This window comes from Algoriella sp., from assembly GCF_036647415.1.
Classification (GTDB): domain Bacteria; phylum Bacteroidota; class Bacteroidia; order Flavobacteriales; family Weeksellaceae; genus Empedobacter.
Genome location: NZ_JAVXKG010000063.1, coordinates 1 through 6971, shown reverse-complemented (window position 1 = coordinate 6971; position 6971 = coordinate 1). Strand labels below are relative to the sequence as shown.

7 protein-coding genes are annotated in these 6971 nt (G+C 29.2%); 6 read left to right on the top strand and 1 reads right to left on the bottom strand.

Going from position 1 to position 6971, the window contains the following annotated elements; genetic code table 11:
* Positions 1-47 precede the first annotated feature (47 nt).
* Positions 48-569 carry a CvpA family protein gene (locus tag RSC72_RS15640; RefSeq protein WP_332566294.1) on the top strand — a complete coding sequence of 174 codons (522 nt, stop codon included), beginning with the start codon at positions 48-50 and terminating at the stop codon, positions 567-569.
* A gap of 41 nt (positions 570-610) precedes the next feature.
* Here RSC72_RS15640 and RSC72_RS15635 read toward each other — a convergent pair whose 3' ends face one another.
* Complete coding sequence (locus RSC72_RS15635) at positions 611-1051, bottom strand: hypothetical protein (protein WP_332546872.1); 441 nt, start codon at positions 1049-1051, stop codon at positions 611-613.
* Positions 1052-1232: 181 nt separating this feature from the next.
* Here RSC72_RS15635 and rmuC point away from each other — a divergent pair, with 181 nt between their 5' ends.
* From rmuC to RSC72_RS15610, 5 genes are all read left to right on the top strand, one after another.
* Positions 1233-2609 carry a DNA recombination protein RmuC gene (gene rmuC, locus RSC72_RS15630; protein WP_332546870.1) on the top strand — a complete coding sequence of 459 codons (1377 nt, stop codon included), beginning with the start codon at positions 1233-1235 and terminating at the stop codon, positions 2607-2609.
* Between the two features lie 31 nt (positions 2610-2640).
* Entirely contained in the window at positions 2641-3579 is a 939-nt protein-coding gene (locus RSC72_RS15625) for a hypothetical protein (RefSeq protein WP_332546869.1), read from the top strand.
* 76 nt (positions 3580-3655) lie between these two features.
* Positions 3656-4639 (top strand): hypothetical protein, encoded by a 984-nt coding sequence (locus RSC72_RS15620; RefSeq protein ID WP_332546867.1) that lies wholly within the window; start codon positions 3656-3658, stop codon positions 4637-4639.
* A 107-nt stretch (positions 4640-4746) separates the two neighbouring features.
* Positions 4747-6450, top strand: a complete 1704-nt coding sequence (lysS, locus tag RSC72_RS15615; RefSeq protein WP_332566371.1) for a lysine--tRNA ligase — start codon at positions 4747-4749, stop codon at positions 6448-6450.
* An 84-nt stretch (positions 6451-6534) separates the two neighbouring features.
* On the top strand, positions 6535-6873 hold the full coding sequence (locus RSC72_RS15610) for a hypothetical protein (RefSeq protein WP_332566370.1): 339 nt from the start codon (positions 6535-6537) through the stop codon (positions 6871-6873).
* Positions 6874-6971: the final 98 nt, after the last annotated feature.

Sequence of the window (6971 nt, the reverse complement as noted above, 5' to 3'; positions counted from 1 at the left end):
CTACATTAAAAAAAATAGCTGAAAAACATCAATTACAAAACGCTTAAATGTCAGAATTTAATCAATTGGATATTCTAATTTTAATTGCATTAGCAGTTGGAGTTATAAATGGATTTTTCAAAGGTTTTATCTCTCAATTAATTGGTTTGATAGGTTTTTTCATTGCAATTTGGTTGAGTTTTAAATTTTATCAAATCATAGAAGTTTACGTTGATTCTTACAATATTGTTGCAGATGGTTTAACCTCTATTGTTTCGTTAATTTTAACTTTTGCTATTGCATATTTTACCATAAAATTAGCCTCAAGTCTTACTCAAAAAACAGTAGAAGCTGTTGGTTTAGGAATTTTGAATCGCTTTAGTGGAGCAGCTTTAGGTTTGGTTATTTCACTTTTATTGTGTTCGAGTATTTTATATTACGTCGATCCAATATTAGAAATCGGATTTAAAGAAACCAAAGATGATAGTAAAATATTACCCGTTCTCAATGAAAGTTCTCAAATCATAAAAAATTCAATCTTCGAGACAAAAGATAATCTAAGAAATGAGTCGCAAGATTCTATTCAATAAAACAGAAAGGATTTATAAAAATAAGTCCTTTTCTGTTTTATTTATTGTACGTTAAAAGTACATTGTAAAGAATTTATTTCTGATTTTAATTTAATTAATCTTTTTTTATAATCATAAAAAAAAGTATCTCTAGGAAAATTGATTTCGTAAGAATATTCATTAATTTTATTATGTATACTATCTAAATTGTTGAAATTTTGATTACCTTTTGTCGATACTGTTTTCTTCAAATCTTTAAAATCATGGTTAAATTCATTTAATAATAATGTAACACTATCTTTTCTTACTTTATAAATATCTTCAAGCTGCAATTTTTTAATAGCTTCTTTATATGAATTAACATAACAATTTTCTGGTTGATTAAAATTACATAAAACATACATATTTGTTTCATAAGCTTGTTCACCTAAATATAAATTCATAGAGCTTAATTGATTAGATAAATCATTAATTTTATTTGCTTGAGAAATTAAATCCTTCATATCTTTTTCAGATTTAGATTCACAACATATTAAAACAATAAATAATAAAAGGAGTAAGGAATAAAATTTCATTGTCTTTTGATTTATTTCAAATATAATTATATTCTTTCTATTAATTAAAATAATATAAACGACGCTTTATGTCGTGAAAAACTATTTCTTTGTGTAAATTTTATAAATTATGAGTAGCGCAGTTATTCTTACGGCCATTTTATTTTTTGTGATTGGTGCAGTAATTAGCTTTTTGTATGCAAAAACCAAAGCAAATTCCGCAATTATAGAGAATGAAGTAAAATACCAAGAACTTCAGAAACAATATGATGCTTTGAAAAATGAATTTTTAGAGATTAAAGATGATGCAAATTTCAATATGGATCAGTGGCAAAAAGAACGTGAAAAAAACACAGAATTATCCGTTCGTCATCAAGAAACAATGAAAGCTGTTGAGGAGCAAAAAGGATTTATGCGCGAAACAAATGAACGTCTGAAAGAACAATTTGAAGCATTATCTTCTCAAGTTTTGAAAAGTAATAACGAGCAATTTCTTGATTTGGCAAAAACAACATTAGACAAACATTTCTCAGATTCTAAAAATGATTTAGAAAAAAGGCAACAAGCTATAGATTCTTTAATCAAACCTTTGAATGAAAGTTTAAATAAATTTGATGGAAAAATATCCGAAATAGAAAAAGCACGTGAAGGTGCTTACACAGAAATCAAAGTTTTTCTTGATGCAATGCGTGGCACAACAGATAAATTACAAAAAGAAACCAATACATTAGTTTCCGCACTTAAAACGTCGCATACACGAGGAAAATATGGCGAAATTGGTTTGCGTCGTGTCGTAGAATTTGCGGGAATGTCGCCATTTTGCGATTTCGAGGAGCAAACTTCTGTGCAATCCGAAAATGGAATTCTTCGTCCAGATTTGATTGTCAATTTACCTGGAAACAGAAAAGTTATTGTCGATTCTAAAGTTCCGTTAAACCAATATATGCAAGCTTTTGAAACGGAAGATGAACAGCAACGTCAACATCATTTGCAAATGCATGCGAAAGCTGTACGCGAACATCTTAAAAATTTGAGCTCTAAGGCTTATTGGAATCAGTACACTGATACACCAGATTATGTGGTCATGTACTTACAAATAGAAAGTTCTTTTGGTGCGGCGTTAGAAATGGATCGAACTTTGATAGAAGATGCATTAAATAATAGAATAATTATTGCAACACCAACTACTTTGATTACGATGCTTCGTACAATTGCATTTAGTTGGCAACAGCTAAATGTTGCCGAAAATATATACCAAATGCGTGATGCTGGAATAGAATTATACAACAGAGTAAATGTGTTGATACAACATTTTGCTACGGTTGGTCATAATCTTAATCAAGCTACACAAAGCTATAACAAAGCAATTGGTTCGTTAGAAAATCGTTTTATTCCGCAAGTAAAAAAGCTAAAGGAAATTGGTGGAACGTTAATGGAAAAAGAAATTTCAGAAACTAAGCCAATAGATACAATGATTCGTTCAATAAATAACGTAGATATTCAATAATCATTCTATATTTGTACAACTATAAAAAAGAATGAAAACAACCCTATTTACCTTGATTTTACTTTATTCTCCTGCAATTTTTGCACAGGTAAGTTTCGAAGAAAAATCTGTTCAGGTAAAACCAAGCTTAGAACTAAATAAAGTTTATAATTATTCATTTACAGATCGTAACGTTTCTATTTCTGTGAACGATACAACAATGAATGTTGTGAACCAATCGACAAAAACAATAGAATTGGTCGATAAAAATGAATTTGTAAATAAATTTGAATTTATAAATGGTAAAAATGAATCCAATGATCCTGATGCATTTTACCGTGATTTTATAAATAATTCCGAAGGAATAAAATATCAATTTACAACAAATTCTTCAGGTGAATTTTTAGAACTTTTGAATGCTCCACAAATTGAAGAAAAATTGCTAAATATTACAGATAAGTTAGGAAAACAACGCAAAAAATCTGAAGAATATAAAGCAAATATTACACATATTGAAGAGATGATAAAGTCGAAAACATATGTTCCGTATGTTTTTGAACAAGAGGTACATGTTTTTAATTATTTTAATGGACAATTTTTACAATTAGGAGAAAAATACGAAGGAAAATCTGTTCAAGATAATATTTTCGGATTTCCAATATCATCTACTACTACTACTTATTTGAAAGATTTAAATAAAGAAAAAGGCACTTATACAGTCGCTTCTGATCAAAATTTGAGTAAAGATGATTTTGAAAAATTATGGGAAGAAATGGCATACTATATGTTGAATGATGCAAAATTAAATTTATCTCAAGAACAAGTAAAAAAAGAAATTAAAAAATATTCTGAAACTGTACAACTTAAAGTTTCGTATGAAAATACATACGATATAAACTCTATTTTATTAAAATCGGATTATTTCTTTAGTTTAAATATTGGTTCTAAAAAAACAGTTAACCACTTAAGCATTAAATTATTAAATGATTAAACTTTTATTTTTTACTAAAATCAGATTCTATTTAGAATAATTTCCTTTATTTTTGACTTTGATTGATTACATTTTAATGAAAGTAAAATTTACATATTATTTCCTTTTCTTATTATTTTCGATAAAAATTTTGGCACAAAATCCTGTTCAAGATAGTGTTGCAAAAATTATCGAAATTGATTCTATTGCTCAAATAGCAACAGAAGATAGTATTATTTTTCCGAAAACATATTGGAATATTGGCGATGTAAAACGCTACAATGTAAAGACAAGCGAAATAAAACTGGAAGGTGATACAATTGCCAATCAAGATCAGTATACATACAATGTTGTGATTGAAATTGAAAATATTTACCAAAATGAAACTATCGTTAAGTGGAATTTTAGAAATGTACAATTCAACTCAAAATCATATCTGAACAATCCCTTTGCATTAGCCAATAATGTTTCAATTTCCTTTAAAATAGACCAAGATGGACGCTTTTTGAGTTATACAAATCTTGAACAAACAATAAAACAACTCCAACTTTCATCTGAAGATTTAGAGAATAAATATTTGGATAATCCTACTGCAATTGCTTCCATAAAAAAGAATGTACAATTGTATGCAAACGCAGAAAATATCATCAAATTATTTGATAAAGATATTCGTCAGTTTCATCATTTTTACGCAAAAAATAACTTTACGTTGAAGAGTGAACCGTTTGTTTATCAATCTTACATGGACAATTTATTCAGCACTTCTCCTACTCCAGCTACAACGTCAATCAAGCTAAACGAAATTGGTACAGCTCATACAAATTATATTATGGGAAGTTTTCAAGAAGCGGACAAAGAATGGTTGGCAAACTCTTGGTACAATTATTTGAAAGATTTAGCCACTAAATTAGGAAGCGAAGAACCATCAAAAGATCGTTTGAAAGATGATATTAAATATTACGTAAAAACAACTTCTCGAATAAAAGATAATGGTTGGATTTCATACAGTATCGAAACGAAAAAAGTAAAATTTCAGGACACAGATTATACTTTAGAACGTCGTTTTGAATTAGTTGATTAAAACTCCCGCAAATACTGATAATTCTTAGAATTATTAATCACAAAAACTTCGGATTTCAGGATTATTTTTCATAATTTTGCATTCATTTTATATAAAACATATTCACTATGCAATTGTCTGAACAAGAAATTATTCGTAGAGAAAAACTACAACAATTAAGAGACTTAGGCGTTGAGCCTTATCCTGCCGAAGAATTCGTGGTAACTTCTAATTCGAAAGAGATAAAGGAAAAATACGAAGAAGGTAAGGTTGTCAAGCTTGCTGGGCGATTGATGAGTGTTCGTGTAATGGGAAAAGCGTCTTTCGCAGAATTACAAGATAGCGAAGGTCGTATCCAAATCTACGTTTCTAGAGATGATATTTCTTCTTCTGAAGAAGGAATTGAATACAATACAATTTTCAAAAAACTAATGGATATCGGAGATTTTATCGGTATCGAAGGTTACGAATTCAAAACAAAAGTTGGTGAAATTTCGGTTCACATTACAAAATTAACTTTGTTATCAAAAACATTACGTCCTTTACCTATCGTAAAAACAGATGATGAAGGTAATGTTTTCGATGCATTTACAGATCCAGAATTACGTTACCGTATGCGTTATGTAGATTTGGTTGTAAATCCTCAAGTAAAAGAGATTTTTATCAAGAGAACAAAATTATTCACTGCAATGCGTAATTTCTTTAATGATCGTGGATATATGGAAGTTGAAACACCCGTTTTACAATCTATACCAGGTGGTGCAGCGGCTCGTCCGTTCATTACACACCACAATTCATTAGACATTCCGTTGTACATGAGAATCGCGAATGAATTATATCTAAAAAGATTAATTGTTGGTGGTTTTGATGGTGTTTACGAATTCTCTAAAAACTTCCGTAACGAAGGAATGGATCGTACACATAACCCAGAGTTTACAGCAATGGAAATTTATGTTGCGTACAAAGATTATAACTGGATGATGGATTTCACAGAACGCTTATTAGAGCATTGTGCAATTGCCGTTAACGGAACATCAGAAGCTACTTTTGGCGAATATAATATTGATTTCAAAGCACCTTACAAACGTGTAACGATGCGTCAATCAATTATTGATTTTACAGAATTTGACATCGACGGAAAATCTGAAAAAGAAATATTTGAAGCTGCAAAAAACATGGGTATCGACGTTAACGATACAATGGGTAAAGGAAAATTAATAGATGAAATTTTTGGAGAAAAATGTGAAGGAAATTACATACAACCAACTTTCATCACAGATTATCCAAAAGAAATGTCTCCTTTGACAAAACAACACCGTGATAATACAGAATTAACAGAGCGTTTCGAATTAATGGTTTGTGGTAAAGAAATCGCCAACTCATATTCAGAATTAAATGATCCTATCGATCAACGCGAACGTTTCGAAGAGCAATTAAAATTATCTGCAAAAGGTGATGACGAAGCAGGAGAATTTATTGATGAAGATTTCTTACGTGCATTAGAATTCGGAATGCCGCCTACAGGTGGTCTAGGAATCGGTATGGACCGTCTTATCATGTTCCTTACAAACAATCCATCAATACAAGAAGTTTTATTCTTCCCACAAATGCGACCAGAAAAAACTGCGCCAGCATACGAATTGACAGAAGAAGAAAACACAATTATTGCAATTTTAAAAGCAAATGACAACATCGACTTGAACCAATTAAAAACTCAATCAGCATTAAGCGGAAAGAAATGGGACAAATCAATGAAAAATTTAGCAAAATATAACTTGACTAAAGTTACTGTAGACGGCGATGCCAAAACAGTTAGCTATTTAGGCGAGTAATTTAATACCCTTTCATCTATATCAAAAGCTCAACTTCGGTTGGGCTTTTTTTGTTGGTTAATATTATTAAAACTATATTTAGTAATGATAAAAGTTAAAAACCTATGGAGATTATATCCTATATTTATAATTTTAGGTATTATTATATTCTTTCAAATAAAATGGAATTTAGAATATAAAAAATTTCACCAAACAGCAATTAATTCATTAATAATAAAGAAAAAAAATAATTGGTCTGGAGGTAGAAGTTATGACTATTTAACAAAAAATAATATTGTAATTACTTTAATCAGTAATAATCTTTTAAAAGTTGGAGATTTTATATCAAAAGAATCAAATACTGATGAATTTGAAATTTATATTAAAATAGATAAAGGAAAATATCAGTTTTATAAAAAAAATGATTTAAACGATGATTATTAGTCTTTAGTCACAATAATAATTACTCAAAAAGTAGACGTTTTTCTAACTTCCTATTTCGTAATTCGTAATTTATTTTTGGGCGTTTCCTCGCTTATAAA

Coding starts and splice junctions, on each gene's coding strand:
- lysS (WP_332566371.1), top strand. CDS start 4,747: ATGCAATTGTCTGAACAAGAAATTATTCGTAGAGAAAAACTACAACAA.
- RSC72_RS15625 (WP_332546869.1), top strand. CDS start 2,641: ATGAAAACAACCCTATTTACCTTGATTTTACTTTATTCTCCTGCAATT.
- rmuC (WP_332546870.1), top strand. CDS start 1,233: ATGAGTAGCGCAGTTATTCTTACGGCCATTTTATTTTTTGTGATTGGT.
- RSC72_RS15620 (WP_332546867.1), top strand. CDS start 3,656: ATGAAAGTAAAATTTACATATTATTTCCTTTTCTTATTATTTTCGATA.
- RSC72_RS15635 (WP_332546872.1), bottom strand. CDS start 1,051: ATGAAGGATTTAATTTCTCAAGCAAATAAAATTAATGATTTATCTAAT.
- RSC72_RS15610 (WP_332566370.1), top strand. CDS start 6,535: ATGATAAAAGTTAAAAACCTATGGAGATTATATCCTATATTTATAATT.
- RSC72_RS15640 (WP_332566294.1), top strand. CDS start 48: ATGTCAGAATTTAATCAATTGGATATTCTAATTTTAATTGCATTAGCA.